We start from the raw sequence: 14,815 nt of genomic DNA, 5'->3' as shown, positions 1-14,815 counted from the left end.
GTACCCGCCTCCTAGGCTCGGCGGGTGACCGTGCACGAGCTGTCCCGCCGCGACGCCCGCCGCCTCGCGGTGCGCGCCCAGCTGCTCGACGCCCGCCGCCCGAGCGGCATGTTCGAGGTCGTCCGCCGATTGACGCTGCTGCAGAACGACCCGACGGCGGCCGTGGCCCGCAGCGCCGACCTGGTCCTGTGGAGCCGCCTCGGCGCCTCGTACGCCCCGGCGCAGCTGCGCGACGCCCTCGACGAGCAGACCCTGCTGGAGCTGGACGGCCTCGTCCGCCCGCCCGAGGACCTCGCGCTCTTCCGGGCGGAGATGGCCGAGTGGCCGGGCCGCCCGCCACTGCGCGACTGGCAGGAGGGCCTGCGGGACTGGGTCGACGCCAACAACGGCTGCCGGCTGGACATCCTGGCCCGGCTCCGCTCCGACGGGCCGCTGAGCACGCGCGAGCTGCCGGACACGTGCGTGGTCCCGTGGCGCTCCTCCGGTTGGACGAACAACCGCAACGTCACCAAGATGCTCGACTTCCTCGTCCAGCGCGGCGAGGTGGCGGCCGCCGGCCGGCGCGGCGCCGACCGGCTGTGGGATCTCGCCGAACGGATCTACCCGGACGAGACGGTGCCCTACGAGGAGGCGTCGCGGATCCGTGACGAGCGGCGGCTGCGGGCGCTGGGCATCGCGCGCCCCCGAGCCCCGGAGAGCGCGGGCGAGCCCAACGACGTGCGCACGGCCGGGGAGCCCGCGGTGGTCGAGGGCGTGAAGGGCCAGTGGCGGGTCGACCCCGAGCTGCTGGACCAGGAGTTCACGGGCCGCGCGGCATTGCTGTCCCCGCTGGACCGCCTCGTCTACGACCGCCGGCGGATGACCGAGCTGTTCGAGTACGACTACCAGCTGGAGATGTACAAGCCGGCCGCCAAGCGCCGCTGGGGCTACTGGGCGCTGCCCATCCTGTACGGGGACCGGCTCGTCGGCAAGCTCGACGCCACCGCCGACCGCCGGGCCGGTGTGCTCCGGGTGGACGCGATCCACCAGGACGAGCCGTTCAGCAGGGCGATGACGAACGCGGTGTGGCACGAGATCGAGGAGTTGGCGCGGTGGCTCGGCCTGAAGCTGGCCCTCGCCTCCTGAACCGCCGCCGCAGGGGTCAGGCCCGGTCGGCCACCATGACCTGGCCGTGGCGCAGCGACCTCGCGTGGCCAACCGGTAGGGCCAGCGCCCGCGCCGTGTCGAGCAGGTTCTCGCCGGCGGTGACGGTGTAGCCGTGCCGGCTGAGCAGGGCGGCCATGGCGGCGGGCGTCCAGGTGGAGCGCCACGGCTCGTTCGCCCACACGCTCGACCGGCCGGTGGTGGCCGTGAGCAGCCGGGCGACGATCCGGCCCAGCCGCGCGGAGGTGGCGGGGATCTGGAAGTTGACGACCAGGCGGCTGTCCGGCGCGGAGCAGGCGGCGAGGCCGGCCACCGTGGCGGCGACCTCGGCCCTGGTCAGGTACGGCACGACGCCCTCCCAGACCCAGGTCGTCGGGAGGTCGGCGCGGTGCCCGTGGGCGGCCAGCGCGTCGGTCAGGCGGTCGCGGCCGAAGTCCACCGGCACGAACCGGGGCGGGGTGCCGGGCAGGGCGGCGGCGCGGTCGCGCTTGTCCCGCTGGGTGGCCGGCTGGTCGACCTCGAAGACCGCCACCTCGGCGAGTTCCGGCATCCGCCACGCGCGGCCGTCCAGCCCGGCGCCGAGGATCACCACCTGCGGGCACGGACGGGCGCGGATCGCGTCGTCGATGGCGATCGTCCGGGGCGCCATCAGCTCGGCGGAGGCGCGGACCGTCTCGTAGTCGATCCGCTGCCGCCACCCCTGGGGCGGTACGCCGTCGCGGACCTGCTGGACGGCCGCCCGCTCGTCGGGACGCAGCAGGGGCAGGGCGGTCGGATCCGAGAAGCGGCCGGCGGCGATGAGCCCGTCCGCCGCGGCACGGCCCTGACACACCAGCACCGCGGTGCGACTCGCCTGCGACGTTCCCGGCATCGCGTCCCTTCCTCGGCCGAGGCGGTCAGCCGTCGATCCGGGTGATGTTGCGGATCTTGTTGGCGGCGTCCAGCGCGGCCACCTTGTACGCCTCGGCCAGCGTCGGGTAGTTGAACACGGCGTCGACCAGGTAGTCGACGGTGCCGCCGCAGCCCATCACCGCCTGCCCGACATGGACGATCTCGGTGGCCCCGGTCCCGAACACGTGCACGCCGAGCAGCCGCCCGTCGTCCGGCGACACGAGCAGCTTGAGCATGCCGTACGAGTCACCCACGATCTGGCCCCGGGCCAGCTCACGGTAGCGGGCGATGCCCACCTCGAACGGGGTCGAGCTGTCGGTCAGCTCCTCCTCGGTCTTCCCGACGAAACTGATCTCCGGGATCGTGTAGATGCCGATGGGCTGCAACTCCGGCATCGCGCGCACCGGCTCGCCGCAGGCGTGCTGCGCGGCCAGCCGGCCCTGCTCCATGGAGGTGGACGCCAGCGCCGGGAAACCGATCACGTCGCCGACGGCGTAGATGTTGTCGACCGCGGTGCGGTAGGTCGCGTCGACCTGGATCCGGCCCCGGTGGTCCGCCGCCAGGCCGGCCGCCTCCAGCGCCAGGTCGTCGGTCTGGCCCTGTCGGCCGGCCGAGTACATGACCGTGTCCGCCACGATCTTCTTGCCACTCTTCAGGACGCACAGCGCGGCAGTCTGGTGCTTCTCGACCGCGGCGACCTCCTCGCCGAAGCGGAACGTCACGGACAGATCCCGCAGGTGGTACTTGAGCGACTCGACGATCTCCTCGTCGCAGAAGTCGAGCATCCGGTCGCGGCGCTCCACCACGGTCACCTTGGTGCCGAGGGCCGCGAACAGGGACGCGTACTCCATGCCGATCACGCCTGCGCCCACCACGACCATGCTGCGGGGCACGGCCTGCAGGTTGATGACCCCGTCGGAGTCCACGATGGTCCGGTCGTCGAAGTCGACGCTGTCCGGGCGGGCCGGCCGGGTGCCGGCGGCGATGACGATCTTGTCGAAGGTGACCCGGGACTCGCGGCCGGAGCCACCGTCGACCCAGACCGCATGCGCGTCGGCGAACCGCCCGGTGCCGGTGATCATGGCGACCCGGTTGCGGGCCAGCTGGTTGCGGATGACGTCGGTCTGCCGGCTGATCACGTGCTGGGTCCGGGCGGCCAGGTCGCTGACCGTGATCTCCTCCTTGACCCGGTAACTGCTGCCGTAGAGGTCCCGCTGGCTCAGGCCGGTCAGGTAGAGCACGGCCTCGCGCAGCGTCTTGGAGGGAACGGTGCCGGTGTTGATGCACACCCCACCGATCATGTCGCGGCGGTCCACGATGCCGACCCGCCGGCCCAGCTTGGCCGCGGCGATCGCGGCCTTCTGACCGCTCGGACCGGAGCCCAGCACCAGCAGGTCGTAGTCGTACACAACCGCCAGCCTGGCAGCATGTCGCGGCGCGCGCCAGAGCTGACCGACGGGTCAGTGCGGCCCGGGCCGACCCGGCGGTGGCCCGGCCGGCCGGTCGACCTGGGCGGCCAGCTTCTTCGGGGCCAGCACGCAGTAGCTCTCCGTCAGCAGCTCGCCGACCTCGTCCCAGTCGACCCCGCCGTCGAGCACCAGGCCCACGACGTCGGCGCCCCAGTCGGGCTTGAAGAAGGGGTGGCCCCCGGCCAGCAGCCCGGCGATCTCGTCGCCGGGGCAGCGGAAGGTCAGCACACAGACCGGCTCGTCGGTCCCTGCGGCCCGGGCGTAGGCGACCTGGCGCTCGGGGTCGACGGTGACCACGTGGGCGAACGTCCGCTTGCGGATCCGCCAGCGGGTGCCCACCCACGCCGGCTCCTCGTAGGTCTCCGGCAGGCCGAGGCAGACGGGCCGGAGCCGATCGAGGATCTCGGGTGGGACGTCGCCACGATCGGTCACGCGCGACACGTTACGGCGCCCCTCCGACAGTTCCGCGCCGCTCCGGATACGGTGGCAGGCGTGATCGAGGTGGTGCGGGTGTCGACGTGGTCGACCTGACCTGGTACGGGCACAGCACCGTGTGGATCGAGGACGCGGGCACCCGGCTGCTGACCGACCCGCTGCTGCGCAACCGGCTGGCCCACCTGCGCCGGCGCCGGGGGCCGATCCCGCGACTGCCGGCCGCGCCGGACGCCGTACTCGTGTCGCACCTGCACGCCGACCACCTGGACTTCGCGTCGCTGCGCCGGCTGCCCGCGGACACCGCGTTGGTGGTCCCCGCGGGAGCCGGGCGGCTGGTCCGCCAGGCGCTCGGCGCGGCGGCTGCCGGCCGGTGCACGGAACTGGCGATCGGCCAGCGGACCCGCATCGGCGGGCTCGACGTCACCGCCGTGCCCGCCGCCCACCACGCCGGCCGGGGTCCCTGGTCCCGGCACCGCGCACCCGCCCTCGGCTACGTCGTCGAAGGTGGCGCGCGCACCTGGTTCGCCGGGGACACCGGCCTCTTCGACGAGATGGCGGCCCTGGCGCCGGTGGATCTCGCGCTGATTCCGGTCGGCGGATGGGGGCCGACGCTGGGCCCCGGCCACCTCGATCCGACCGGAGCCGCCGAGGCGGTACGGCGGGTGGGGGCGGCGTGGGCCGTGCCGATCCACTACGGCACCTTCTGGCCGGTCGGTCTCGACGCGGTCCGGCCGGACCGCTTCCACGGGCCCGGCGACGAGTTCGCCCGGCAGGCGGCGACCATCTCCCCGGCCACCCGCGTCCGGGTGCTGCGGCCGGGTGGGTCGCTCGCGGTGTGCCGGCCGTGACGGCGACGCTGGGTGCGCTGGGCTCGCTGCTCCTGGTGGTGCTCTTCGGCTCGGTGGTCCCGGTGGTGCCGACCGGCGCGGCCGTCAGCGGCGCCGCCGCGCTCGCCGCCCACCAGCATCCGCTGACCGTGGTCCTGGTGGTGCTCGCCGGTGCCGCCGGAGCGTACGTCGGCGACCTGGCGACGTTCCGCCTGCTCGGCTGGAGCGGCGGACGGGTGGCCCGGCGGCTGCCGGGTCTGCGTGTCCAGCGCATCGACCGGGTGCCGGCGCGGGTCCGGGAGGCCCGCGTCTCCACGCTCCTGGTGTCCCGGCTCATCCCCGGCGGCCGGATCCCGGTGCTGCTGGCGGCCGCCGTGGCCGGGCTGGCCTGGCGGCGCTTCGCCGTCGCCAACGCGCCGGCCAGCCTCCTGTGGTCGGTGCTCTACGCCGCGATCGGCGTCCTCGGCCGCGCGGTCTTTCCGGAGCCCTGGGAGAGCGTCGTCGCCGCGATCCTGCTCGTCGTGGTGGTCACTCAGGGGCTGAGCTGGGTGAGCCGGCGCCGGGCTGGACCGGAGGGTCCGCTGACGACGCGGTAACCGTCGTCCGCGCCACCCGCCCGGCGCCACCCGGACCCTCCGGCTCGTCGCCGGCGTGCTCGTCGGGCCCGCGCAGGCCCAGCCGGCGCAGCCACCCGAGCAGCTGCCGGTGGACCGCGTCCGGTCCGACCAGCTCGCCGTCCTGCGGCCAGTCCGCGGGGTGGATGAGCAGAGCCTGCGTCTGCCAGCCGCCGAGCCCACCGTGGCAGCCGACCAGCTCCTCGAAGGCCGCCACCTCCTCCAGGCCCGGATCCACCGTGCTGATCACCACGAGGTCACCCACGTGCTCCGTCGCCTGGTGGCGCAGCAGGTCCCGGCGGGCCAGCGGACCGTAGCGGACCAGCGGATCCTCGCCGTCGACCCGCCCGTCGCGCAGGTGGTGGCAGCCCCGCGCCCCGATCGCCAGAGGCCCGGCCGCCGAGTCGACCACGACCAGCCCGACGCCGGGATGCGCGGCCAGGCCGTCGATCAGCCCCGGCGCGACGGCGTCGACGCGCTCGCGGGTCAGCCGCCCCGGGTGACGGGCCAGGTAGATCATCGCCAGGTTCCCGGAAGCCACCACCACCGTGGCGGGATCGGTGTGGGTCGCCGCCTCCTCACGGTCGGCCGGCCCGAGGCTGACCTCGCCGCCGTCGGCGTGGGAGCGCAACGCCAGCCGGGTGGCCGTGCCGGTCGCCCCGCCCGACCCAGCCGCCTCGGTGAGCAGCGTGTTCAACCGTCCCCACTCCTCGACCGGGCCGGCGGCCGCGGCGGCCGCCACCTGCGGGACCGGGCCTTCGGGTGCCACCTGCCGCACCGGGGGAGCGGCGAGCCGGGCGACCACGTCGGCGAGGGATTCGCCGTACCGCTGGCGGAACGTGGCACCCTGGCTCTGCCCGTGGTCGCTGAGCACCACGAGGTGGTAGCGCCGGGTCGCCTCGGCCGCCAGCCGCTGCAGGATGCCCAGCGTCTGGTCGAGCGCCTCGAGGACCGCCATCGCCTGCGGACGGGCCGGACCGGCGTGGTGGGCGACCTCGTCGTAGTCGAGGAAGTCGCAGAAGACGACCGGCGCCCCGGCCGCCATCTGCTCGGCGATGAGCGACACGTTCAGGTCGCTGAGCAGGCTCGCCATCGGGCGCAGCGCCAGGTAGGAGCCACTGCGCCGGCCCCTGGGCCGGACGTCGCGCAGGCGCTGCCGCCGCGCCTCGTACAGCTCGCGGACCACCTGCCCGGCGCCGCGGACGACGGCCCGGGCGAAACCGTACGGGCTGGCCATGAAGACCGCGTAGCCCTGGGTGGACCGTCCCGGCAGGCCGGCGCGGCTGACCGTGAGCAGGCTGGTGGGGGCGTCGCCGGAGAAGACGGTGCTGATGCTGACACCGCCGTCGCGCAGCAGCCCCTGCCCGGTGGAGAGGCGCTGCTCGATCTCGGCGGCGTCGCGGGGCCGGCTGGTCACCACGAGCCGGCCGGGGGAGTGGCCGCGGTCGCCGGTGGGGGCCGCCTTCTCGTACCAGCGGTAGGCCGGCAGTCGGCGGACGTCGCCGTAGAGCAGGCCCGCCTGGGCCGCGGGAGTGGTGGCCGGAAGGCCGGTGTGCCAGCCGGACAGCCGGTGGCTGCCCGTGCGCAGCCACCGGCCGATGGTGGGCAGGTTGCCGGCGCGGATGGCCCACTGCACGAGCGGCGCGGCCACGCCGTCGAGCTGGACGACGAGCAGGCCGTCGGGCGTGTGCCCCTCGGGTGCCGGCAGGGCGGCGCGGCCGTGTCGCAGCCGGTACCGCCAGCCCGGGTGCCGGCGCCGCTCCCGCCGGCGCCGGACCCGGGTCATCACCCACAGCATCTCGCTGACGAACGCGTCGTCGGTGCCGGCGTCGGCGAGCCAGTTCACGACCGCCGCGAGCGCCACGGCGAGCCACGCGGCGGCGAAGGCGTCGGCGAACCCGGCGACGTCCGCCTCCGGGTCCAGGCGGAGCGCGACGTACATGACGACGGCCTGGACGGACACGCCGACGATGAGTGCGCCGCCCCCGCCGAGCAGGGTGGCCAGGGCGAACAGCACCGGGCGCAGCACCGCGCCGATCGCGGCGATCAGCCCGACCAGCCACAGCGTGGCGAGCAGGCCGCTGGCGGTGACCCCGGGCAGCAGCCACAGCGTCACGCTGAGGACCACGAACGAGGTGACCATGCTGCGCAGCAGGCTGCGGAGCCGGGCGACGGTGGGCCGGTAGTCGCGCAGCACCCGCAGGCCGACCGGGCCGGGCCGGGTCAGGCGCCGGTGGGCCTCGGCGTCCGCGTCCGGCTCCATTCCCATGACAATGCCACACCTGAGCTGGCAAGATCCGCGGGAGGGGCGTCAGGTCGCGGCCCCCGGGCCGGCGAGCGGGTCGACGTCGCTGGCGTGCATCGGCTGCCCGCAGTGCGCGCAGCGCAGCTCGACGTGGCTGATCTGGCCGCAGGCGTGGTGGCGGTAGAGCACCGGTGGGCCGGCCTCACCGGCCAGCCACTTGTCGCCCCAACCGACCATGACCATCAGCAGGTCGACCAGCTCGGTGCCCTTCTCGGTGAGGACGTACTCGAACCGGGGTCTGCGGTCGTAGGGCCGGCGTTCGAGCACCCCGTGGGCGACGAGGTGGTTCAGGCGTTCGGTCAGGACCTTGCGGGAGATGCCGAGATCGGCCTGGAGCTGCTCGAACCGCGTGAGGCCGACGTTCACGTCACGCAGGATCAGCGGCGACCAGGGCTCGCCGATGACGTCGAGCGTGCGCGCGATCGAGCAGGCCATCTCGCCGAAGTTCGTGCGTTGCATGGCCTCAATCTACCACCGGAGGTTCCCTCAAGGAACTCAAGCTGCTACGGTCACAGAGTCTCCTGAGGGAACCCAGGAAAGGGTGAGTGGAATGAGCAAGGTGTTCACCGCACTGTCGGTGTCGGTCGACGGCTACATCACCGGTCGCGATCCCGGAGCGGGACGCGGCCTCGGTGACGCGCCGACGCTGTTCGACTGGTACTTCGACGGCGACACGCCCAGCGGGGTGTTCGACGGGTTCCGGCTGAGCGAGCCCAGCGCCCGCGTGTTCGACGCCCTGGCCGGGCGCGTCGGCGCCAGCCTGGTGGGCCGCAACACCTACGACGACTCGGGCTGGTCGGCCGGCGGCACCCCCCACCCGGCGGCCCCGCTGGTCGTGCTCAGCCACCGCCCCGCGCCGCAGGCCAACGAGCGGCAGACCTTCGTCAGCACCGGCATCGGAGACGCGATCGCCGCGGCTCGCGCGGTCGCCGGCGACAAGGACGTCGCGCTCATGGGCGGCGGCGTCGTGACCGAGGCCCTGGCGGCGGGCCTGGTCGACGACGTGATCCTGCATCAGGTGCCGATCCTGCTCGGCGGGGGACGACCGTTCTTCCAGTCCCTGCCCGGGCACGTTCGCCTGCGGCTCGTCGAGGCGATTCCGGCCCCCGGGGTCACCCACCTGCACTACGAGGTCGTCCGATGAGCCCCGTGACCGGCGGTCTCGACCCGGAGGTGCGGCGGGTGCTCGACGGCGCCCCGATCGCCCACCTCGCCACCCTCCTTCCGGACGGCTCGCCCCACAGCACCCCCGTCTACATCGGCACGCACGACGACCACGTCGTCCTCTTCACCGGCCCGGGCACCCGCAAGGCGCGCAACCTGCGACGCGACCCCCGTGTGGCGCTGTCCGTCGCGCCGGCCGACAACCCGTTCACGCCCGTCGTCGTCCGCGGGCGCGTCGTCGAATGGCTCGAGGGCGACGCGGCGTGGCAGATCATCGACCGGCTGGTCGCCAAGTACACCGCTCAGCCGTACCCCCGGGGTGAGGAGCGCGTGGTGGCCGTGATCGAAGCCGACCGGCAGAGCGTCGGCGTCGGCTGAGCGGCTCACGTCCACCGGGAGGCCCGGGGGCCGCCGGCATCGAGACCGAACTCCACCGGCCCGACGACCTCCGCGGCCCCCGCAACCTCCACGCCCGCCCACCGTTGTGCTGGAATCCGGCGGGCCCGCCGATCGGTCAGGACAGGATCTCGACGTAGCCGTCGGTGCCGTGCAGGCGGATCCGCTGTCCGTCCCGGATCAGCCTGGTCGCGTTCGCCACGCCGACGACGGCGGGCAGCCCGTACTCCCGGGCGATCACCGCCCCGTGGGTCATGAGGCCGCCCACCTCCGTCACCAGCCCGTCGACGGCGACGAACAGTGGCGACCAGCTCGGGTCGGTGAAGGTCGTGACCAGGATGTCGCCCGGTTCGAGGTCGGCGTCGGCCACGTCCAGGATGACGCGGGCCCGCCCCTCGACGATCCCGCCGGAGACCGGGAGACCGACCAGGGCGCCGGCCGGCACGTCCTCGCGCCGGTACGCCCCCGAGATGCCCTCGCCCTCAGACGTGAGCACGCGTGGCGGTGTGAGCGCCTGGAACGCTCGGAAGGCGTCCTTCCGCCGGTCGATGAGCTGAACGTCCGCCCGGTTCGTGCGCGCGACCTCGTGCAGCTCGGCGAAGGTGAGGTAGAAGATGTCCTCCGTCTCGCGCAGCACGCCGGCCCGCACGAGTCGTTCGGCCTCGCCCAGCAGGGCCTGCTTGTAGACGAAGTAGCGGCTCACGATGGCGTACTTCGGATACTCCCGGTACCCGATGAAAGTGCGGACCCGGTCGATCATCCGCTTGGTCTCCTCGGCCTTCCGCTCCCCGTCCGGCAGGGCCCGTAGGCGCTCCAGGATGTCCCGTTCCTTCTCCTCCGCCCTGCGGCGCCCCTCCTCGAAGCGCCGCCTACGAGCGCCCGGCTCGAAGTTCCGGACGTTGTCCAGGATGAGCGGCACGAGCGCGCTGGGCTGCTCGCTCCAGCGCGGCCTCGTGATGTCGATCTCGCCGACGCAGCGCATGCCGTACGTGTCGAGGTAGGCCCGGATGGCGTCGCGCGCCTCCGGGCCGCCGGGCAGCCCGGCCAGCTCGTCCAGGAATCCCTCGTCCGTCACCTGCTGCAGGAAGGCCACCACCTCCGGGTGCGGGCGGATGACGTCGGCGACGTCCAGGAGCGCGAGCCCCATCTCGGACGTGACGTTGTGGGGCGCGGACAGCGTGAGGGTGTCGGCCGCGTTCTTCTCGCCCAGCCACTCCTCCAGCTGCTCGTTGAGCCACCACGAGGCATCCATCCCCGCCATGATCGCCTGCATGCTCCGCGGCTCGCCGAGGAGCCGCTTGTGCTCCTCGAAGGCCGCCAGCAGGAAGTCGAACAGCGCCGGCCCCGATGTCGCCGCGATGTCGCGCCGCAAGGCGGCGATGGACGCCTGGCTGCGGTCGATCAGCTCGGTGACGACGGCCGGATCGGTCTCGAGCGGGGCCCGCGCTCCGCCGGCGCGCGGCCCCGCCGGACCCTGGTCGGGAAGCGACGGGATGAAGTCACCCCGGCCGATGACGGTCTCCAGCGCGTCCCTGGTCAGCGGGTCGGCCCTGCCCGCCATCTCCAGCAGGCCCGCTCGGCTCGACGGAGACGCCAGGGCCCGGGTGGCGTCGACGAACAGCCGCCCACCGGCCTCGTGCATGGGCGCCATGGCCGTCAGCTGCCACATGGAGACACCGAGCGGCTTCATGGCGTCCGTCATCATCTGCTGGTGACCGACGGAGAGGTAGACGTGGTTCTCCCCGTCGCCGGCCTGCGGGATCGGAAAGAGCGTGGTGATCGGCCGGCTCTGGACGATCTGGAAGTCGTCGTCGACCAGGCACCACTCGATGTCCTGGGGGCGGCCGAAGTGGGCCTCGATCCGCCGGCCGAGCTCCACCAGCCGCAGGACCTGCGCATCCGTCAGCGCCGGCTGCTCCTGCCGCTCCGGGTCGACCGCCTGTTCCTCCGTTCCGCCGTTTGGCAGCGGGCGGATGACGAGCCGCTTGGCGACGATCGACCGATCGACGATCTCACCGTCCCGGACCTTGTACGAGTCGGCGTTGACCAGCCCGGAGACCAGGGCCTCGCCGAGGCCGAAGCCGGCCTCCACGGAGGCGACCTTCCGGTTGGACGTGACGGGGTCGGCCGTGAAGAGGACGCCGGCCGCCTTCGGGAAGACCATCTGCTGCACCACGACGGCCATCTGGACCCGGCGGTGGTCGATGCCGTTCCGCTGGCGGTAGCTCACGGCCCGCTCGGTGAACAGCGAGGCCCAGCACCGGCTGACGTGCTGGAGAACCGCCGCCGGCCCCACGACGTTCAGGTACGTGTCCTGCTGGCCGGCGAAGGAGGCCGTCGGCAGATCCTCCGCCGTCGCACTGGACCGGACCGCGTAGGCGGCCTGCTCGCCGAGCCCGGTGAGCGCCCGGGTGATCGCCGCCGCCACGTCGCCGGGGACGGCGATCCCCTCGATGCTCCGGCGAATCTCCGCACTGAGCGCGCGGATTTCCTCCCGGTCGTCCGGGTCCAGGTGCGACAGCCGATCGAGCCGCTCGTCGATCGCCGGCGCCTCGGCCACGATCCGCCGGAAGGCGCCCGTGGTCACGCAGAACCCGGCCGGCACCCGGACGCCGTCGATCCGCGACAACGCCCCCAGGTGCGCGCCCTTGCCACCGACGATCGCGACCTGCGTCTCGTCGACCTCGTGGAAACCTGACACGTACTGCTCGATCATTGCGATGTCGTGCCCCAATTCTTCGTCCCTTCCTGGGTCCGGCCGACGATTCTGCGGCAAGACCCGGGTCTTGCGGCAAGGCCCCCGGTCCGATATACGTTAAAGTGGGGCCGCCGAATGTCCGCCGCATCAGGGCAAGCAGAGGTCAGCCGATCAACGGACGGCTCACGACGCTGACGGCGCGGCCGCTCAACTCCCGGTCCAGCGTCTCCTGCGCGTCGCGCATCGCCTCGGCGTACGCCGGTTCGGCCAGCCGTCGCATTCCCACCTCGGGCGCGACCTCCTCGACCACCGCGCTGATCCACCAGATGTTGCCGAACGGATCGCGGACCCGGCCGCCCCGCTGACCGAACGCGTGGGTGGCCGGTGCGGTGACCACGCGGGCTCCGGCGGCGACCGCGCGCTCGGTCGTGGCGTCGGCGTCGGCGACGAAGACCCGCAGCAGCGACGGCATGGCCGGCCAGTCCGGCTGCTGGTCGAAGGCGAGCAGGACGGTGTCGCCGACCCGGATTTCGGCGTGGCCGATGGTGCCGTCCTCCAGCCGTACCCGCCCGAGTTCGACCCCGTCGAACACCGCGGTGATGAAGTCCAGCAACTGCCCGGTGTCCGGCGTGACGATCCACGGCGCGGCGGTCGTGTACCCGGCGGGCGCGGTGCGGCTCATGGTGAATCTCCCTCGTGTGGTGACCAACTGCGCCCACGCTAGGGCTCGTATAGGTCAGATCCCGTCCTAGTCGCGCGACACAATGGCAGCCATGTCCGACCCGCGTGCCCGACTGCTGTCCCTGCTGTCGTTGTTGCAGACCCCTCGACTGTGGTCCGGAAGCGAGCTGGCGCGGCGGCTCGGGGTGTCCGGCCGGACCGTGCGCCGGGACGTCGACCGGCTACGGGAACTGGGCTATCCCGTGCACGCCGAGCAGGGCGGACTGGGCGGCTACCGATTGACCGCCGGCACGGCGATGCCGCCGCTGCTGCTCGAGGACGACGAGTCGGTGGCCGTGGCCATCGGCCTGCGCACGGCCGCGGCCCAGCCGGTCGCCGGGGTGGACGAGGCGGCGGTGCGCGCACTGCGCAAGCTGCTCCAGGTTCTGCCGGCCCGGCTGCGCCGCAGGGTCGACACCCTGGCCTCCGCCACGGTGGCACACCCGTTCTCCCTGGCCGCGGAGCCGGTGGACCCCGACACGCTGGTCGTCGCCTCCGCGGCGATCGCCAACCACGAGCGGCTGCGGTTCCGCTACCGCGACGAGGGCCGGCACGTCGAGCCGCGCGCCCTGGTGACGGCCGGGCGGCGCTGGTACCTCCTCGCCTTCGACCTCGACCGCGGCGACTGGCGGACCTTCCGGCTGGACCGGGTGGCGACGGCCGCCGCCACCGGTGCCCGGGCGACCACGAGGGACGTACCCGGCGGGGACGTCGCCGCCTTCGTGGCCGCCCGGACCATGCGGATGGCCCCGACGTGCACGGCCGACGTCGTGCTGCACGCGCCGGCCGCGCAGGTGGTGGACCGCCTCGGCGGACCGCCGCCGGGCACCCTCACCGACCAGCCGGACGGCACCTGCCGGTGGCTCGCGCCGCCGGACACTCCCGAATGGCACGCGCTGCGGCTGGCGTCGATCGGACTGCCGTTCACCGTCAGCGGCCCGCCGGAACTGGCCGCCCACCTCCGGTCGACCGCTGAGCTGTTCCAGGCCGCCACTGCGGGACCTGGCCCCCGACCGTCCACGTAACGGCACGGCCGCCCGCAGCGCCGCTCTTATACAGCGCCTTTCAGCCGCGGGCGGATGTGGGACCGAGAGGTGCCGCCCGATCGAGTCGAGCACGGGAGTGTTCATGGTGGAGCACACGACGTCAGTCCCGCACGCGCAGCGCCGGCCGGGCCCGGATTCGCCGGCCGCCACGGTGCCGGCAGCCGCCGACGGCGCCGCCCGGGCCGGACAGCCCGGGCCGCGGCCGACCTGCCAGCATTGCCGGCAGCCCCTGTTCGAAGACAGCCTCTGGGGGTGGATGCACGCGGGCAGCCGGTACCTGTGCCAGGACCCGGCCACCGGCGAGCCGCTGTGCCAGGCCGCCACGCCCGCCTGACCCCTTCGCGCCGGCCAGGTCGTCGTCTACCGGCCGCCCGGCCCTGCGCGCGCCGGCTCACCCGGTCGGGCTATCCGCGCCGCACACCACCCGATCCGCAGGTGCGGCGGGCCTAGGGTGGAGACCCGGGCGACCACCGTGGTCGACAGTCGAAGCGAGGCGGGGCTGGCGGTCCCGGAGCCGAACGCGCTCGCCGTACAGCCGGAAGGCATCGATGGCCGAGACAACCGTGCCGGGCCGCGCCGCGCCGCACGTCCGGGTGTGCCCCGGCGGCCACCGCTGAGATGGACTGGGCCGGATGGGCAGTGTTCGGGCTGGTCGCCACCGCCGCGCTCACCGCGGCGATGATCGCGGCGCAACTGGTGGGGCTCACCCGGCTCGACCTTCCCCTGGTGCTCGGCACCCTCGTGACCGAGGACCCCGACCGGGCCCGGGTCGTCGGCTTCTTCATCCACCTCCTCGCCGGGCAGGGCTTCGCCCTCGGGTACGCGGCGGCGTTCGCCCTGCTGCACCGTGCCACCTGGTGGATCGGCGCGCTGTTCGGCGGGCTGCACGTCGCGATCGCGCTGACCGTGCTCCTGCCGCTGTTACCGGGTGTCCATCCGCGGATGGCCTCGCTGCGGGCCGGTCCGTCCAGCACAGCCGTGCTGGAGCCACCCGGCCTGTTCGCCCTCAACTACGGCATCCAGACGCCCGCGGTCGCGGCCGTCGTCCACGTGATCTACGGGGTCGTCCTCGGACTGCTCCTGCGGGCCGGTTGACCGCCACCGGCC

The 14,815-nt window shown here is 73.7% G+C and carries 15 protein-coding genes; 8 read left to right on the top strand and 7 right to left on the bottom strand.

Translation table 11 applies throughout. The annotated features are described in order from the left end of the window. Positions 1–24 precede the first annotated feature (24 nt). Positions 25–1,125 (top strand): crosslink repair DNA glycosylase YcaQ family protein, encoded by a 1,101-nt coding sequence (locus ABZW14_RS08765; protein ID WP_355342051.1) that lies wholly within the window; start codon positions 25–27, stop codon positions 1,123–1,125. Positions 1,126–1,141: 16 nt separating this feature from the next. Here the strand turns inward: ABZW14_RS08765 and ABZW14_RS08760 are convergent, their stop codons facing one another. The 3 genes from ABZW14_RS08760 to ABZW14_RS08750 are packed head-to-tail and all read right to left on the bottom strand — an operon-like array spanning position 1,142 to position 3,935. After that, positions 1,142–2,014, bottom strand: coding sequence for a class I SAM-dependent methyltransferase (locus ABZW14_RS08760; protein ID WP_355342048.1), 873 nt, complete (start codon positions 2,012–2,014; stop codon positions 1,142–1,144). Positions 2,015–2,039: 25 nt separating this feature from the next. Continuing rightward, positions 2,040–3,443, bottom strand: a complete 1,404-nt coding sequence (sthA, locus tag ABZW14_RS08755; protein WP_355342045.1) for a Si-specific NAD(P)(+) transhydrogenase — start codon at positions 3,441–3,443, stop codon at positions 2,040–2,042. A gap of 51 nt (positions 3,444–3,494) precedes the next feature. Continuing rightward, positions 3,495–3,935: an MmcQ/YjbR family DNA-binding protein gene (locus ABZW14_RS08750; RefSeq protein ID WP_355342042.1), complete on the bottom strand. Its 441-nt coding sequence runs from the start codon at positions 3,933–3,935 to the stop codon at positions 3,495–3,497. An 86-nt stretch (positions 3,936–4,021) separates the two neighbouring features. On the opposite strand from ABZW14_RS08750, the gene ABZW14_RS08745 reads away from it, so the two are divergent. Beyond that, positions 4,022–4,786: an MBL fold metallo-hydrolase gene (locus ABZW14_RS08745; RefSeq protein WP_355342039.1), complete on the top strand. Its 765-nt coding sequence runs from the start codon at positions 4,022–4,024 to the stop codon at positions 4,784–4,786. Continuing rightward, a complete protein-coding gene (locus tag ABZW14_RS08740; RefSeq protein WP_355342036.1) occupies positions 4,783–5,361 on the top strand; it encodes a VTT domain-containing protein in 579 nt (192 codons plus the stop codon). The genes ABZW14_RS08745 and ABZW14_RS08740 overlap by 4 nt, the downstream gene beginning before the upstream one ends. Here ABZW14_RS08740 and ABZW14_RS08735 read toward each other — a convergent pair. Continuing rightward, complete coding sequence (locus ABZW14_RS08735; protein WP_355342033.1) at positions 5,294–7,642, bottom strand: phage holin family protein; 2,349 nt, start codon at positions 7,640–7,642, stop codon at positions 5,294–5,296. The two genes, ABZW14_RS08740 and ABZW14_RS08735, sit on opposite strands and share 68 nt — an antisense overlap. 48 nt (positions 7,643–7,690) lie before the next feature. Further along, positions 7,691–8,143 (bottom strand): helix-turn-helix domain-containing protein, encoded by a 453-nt coding sequence (locus ABZW14_RS08730; protein WP_355342030.1) that lies wholly within the window; start codon positions 8,141–8,143, stop codon positions 7,691–7,693. A 91-nt stretch (positions 8,144–8,234) separates the two neighbouring features. Between ABZW14_RS08730 and ABZW14_RS08725 the strand changes: the two genes are divergently transcribed. After that, on the top strand, positions 8,235–8,828 hold the full coding sequence (locus ABZW14_RS08725) for a dihydrofolate reductase family protein (RefSeq protein WP_355342027.1): 594 nt from the start codon (positions 8,235–8,237) through the stop codon (positions 8,826–8,828). Beyond that, positions 8,825–9,226: a PPOX class F420-dependent oxidoreductase gene (locus tag ABZW14_RS08720; protein WP_355342024.1), complete on the top strand. Its 402-nt coding sequence runs from the start codon at positions 8,825–8,827 to the stop codon at positions 9,224–9,226. Before ABZW14_RS08725 ends, ABZW14_RS08720 begins: the two co-directional genes overlap by 4 nt. Before the next feature lie 136 nt (positions 9,227–9,362). Here the strand turns inward: ABZW14_RS08720 and rph are convergent, their stop codons facing one another. Together rph and ABZW14_RS08710 are read right to left on the bottom strand one after the other, a co-directional pair. Beyond that, entirely contained in the window at positions 9,363–11,960 is a 2,598-nt protein-coding gene (gene rph / locus ABZW14_RS08715) for a rifamycin-inactivating phosphotransferase (RefSeq protein ID WP_355342021.1), read from the bottom strand. Positions 11,961–12,105: 145 nt separating this feature from the next. Beyond that, positions 12,106–12,624: a VOC family protein gene (locus ABZW14_RS08710; RefSeq protein ID WP_355342018.1), complete on the bottom strand. Its 519-nt coding sequence runs from the start codon at positions 12,622–12,624 to the stop codon at positions 12,106–12,108. Between the two features lie 91 nt (positions 12,625–12,715). Here ABZW14_RS08710 and ABZW14_RS08705 point away from each other — a divergent pair, with 91 nt between their 5' ends. From ABZW14_RS08705 to ABZW14_RS08695, 3 genes are all read left to right on the top strand, one after another. Continuing rightward, complete coding sequence (locus ABZW14_RS08705) at positions 12,716–13,687, top strand: YafY family protein (RefSeq protein WP_355342015.1); 972 nt, start codon at positions 12,716–12,718, stop codon at positions 13,685–13,687. 103 nt (positions 13,688–13,790) lie between these two features. After that, positions 13,791–14,042, top strand: a complete 252-nt coding sequence (locus tag ABZW14_RS08700; RefSeq protein ID WP_355342012.1) for a hypothetical protein — start codon at positions 13,791–13,793, stop codon at positions 14,040–14,042. A 305-nt stretch (positions 14,043–14,347) separates the two neighbouring features. Continuing rightward, positions 14,348–14,803, top strand: coding sequence for a hypothetical protein (locus ABZW14_RS08695; RefSeq protein ID WP_355342009.1), 456 nt, complete (start codon positions 14,348–14,350; stop codon positions 14,801–14,803). Positions 14,804–14,815: the final 12 nt, after the last annotated feature.

It is taken from the genome of Micromonospora sp. NPDC004551 (assembly GCF_040609975.1).
Lineage (GTDB): Bacteria > Actinomycetota > Actinomycetes > Mycobacteriales > Micromonosporaceae > Micromonospora.
This window is presented reverse-complemented; position numbering and strand designations above follow the sequence as displayed.